The organism is Amorphus coralli DSM 19760 (genome assembly GCF_000374525.1).
Classification (GTDB): domain Bacteria; phylum Pseudomonadota; class Alphaproteobacteria; order Rhizobiales; family Amorphaceae; genus Amorphus; species Amorphus coralli.
On sequence record NZ_KB894581.1, the window covers coordinates 1 to 1,732 of the forward strand.

The following is a 1,732-nucleotide window of genomic DNA, read 5'->3' on the forward strand; positions in this document are numbered from 1 at the left end:
AAAGCCGCCGTGGCCGGCAGCGCCGCCGTCAGTGACGTGTATATAGATCCCAGCCCCCAAAACTGTCAACGCCAACAGTCAGAAAAAATACACACGGATCGCGAGAAAGAGTCGTGTTTGCCGGTCACGCGCACCTTTGGGTCGGCGTTATCCAATTGGTTTAATTGGGTTTTCCGGCGAGACAAACGCGCTTGAAAATTGGGGCCGATCAGCCGGCTCCGGAGCGGCACCCCCGCGTACGGCCACAACCGGCCCGTGCGCACAGGCACACGGACGCTTCCCAAGATTGGCCCGCCGCCGGCATGGCCGCTTGCCACGCATGGATATGGGAAGGCGGAAAGAGCGGAAGACGGCGGGGCGGGCCGATTCCCGTCATGCTCGGGCCCCGGAACGCTTCGCTTTCTCGGAAACCGAGCCGCAGCGCGGTCCGGCACAGCCGCACGTGCCCGTTAGCGGAGTAATCTGGCCCTGCCGTTAGCCAGACCGAGGCCCGGCGGGCGAACGGATCGCGAGGATCGGGCAGGCCTTCCACCGCCCGGGCGGCAAAGGCTCGGCACCGCGGTCTCGGCCGGCGCACCGTATGTCGGGGACAAAGGGGACCGCTTCAGCTCTGCCCCTCACTCACCGAACGGTGAGGCATCGCGTCTGCGTGACAGTGCCCCAAGCCCAGACGGGTCAGACATCAGGAATCCCAACTGCCAGGAGGCGTTTCAACGCCTTGTTCGAGCGGATCTCGATGGTTGCGCCACGTGTCTCCCGCAGAACCCGACGGTCGGCATCCCCGAATGCCCGATCATATCGGACCGTCCACCAGAGCAAGTCGGATCGAAGCCCATCCCGGCGGACAATTCGGGCGACCCGCAGCCATGTCGGCGGGGCGAGACGGATAACGACGTCGGCCCGGCCCGCGCGGTCCTCGTAGGTCCGCATGTTGCCCCCTCGATGATCCAGACACCGAGATTGGCCAGGCGACGGACCCGTGCATCGATGTCGTCAGGGGCGCGCAACCTGCCACCCGGATCCCAGACCGCGTCGTCAACGGAATAGACCGGAAGACCGTACCGTTCACCGAGATGCCGGGCCAACCAGGACTTATCCGTCCCCGGGCCACCGACAACCATGATCCGTCTCACCAGCATGCGCCGCCTTCAACTCACGCCCGTTACCGGCGCCGCGAACTCTGGCGGCCAGTGAAACACGATGGGGGTCCACGACCGTAAACCAACCGCGACGCCCTGGCTTGATGGAGGCATTTGGGCTCAACTAGCAAAACACGACATCGAGACGCCGTTCAGCACGTGGTTCCGGAGCACCGTTCATTGCCGAGAATGGGGATAGGAAGTGCCGTTCGATCGAGCTGCTGGCAGGCGATGGGTCCAGGACTGTCGTCATCCGGAGCCGATGCAGGGCCGATCCGCTCACCAAATGGCTGCGGCTCCGTCACCACTGTCCGGCGGCTCCGCCTCTCGATCGACTCGATCAGCCCCGGCGGCCAGGGCGACGCGGGACTCCTGTCTGCATCGGACGGGACACCGGGAGCCCCGAGCCCGCGGGTCGTGGGCGAACCGGGCCTGGCCGGGCCAAGGGACTCAGGTCAACATGGCGCGCTCTCGCTGACCGGTGGTTCACCGACACACGTTCTCATGCCTTGGGCCAACGAGTTTATCCCCGTGCGGGCTTTTGGCCTGCCGGGGTTTTTCGTTGTGCTTTGGTTTTTTGGGGGAGTGAGTTG

The 1,732-nt window shown here is 65.0% G+C and carries 1 protein-coding gene; it reads left to right on the forward strand.

Translation table 11 applies throughout. The features are described 5' to 3' along the window. Positions 1 to 195 (forward strand): hypothetical protein (locus C507_RS23375; RefSeq protein WP_210162158.1); only part of this gene is annotated, 195 nt, incomplete at its 5' end. Positions 196 to 1,732 lie beyond the last annotated feature (1,537 nt).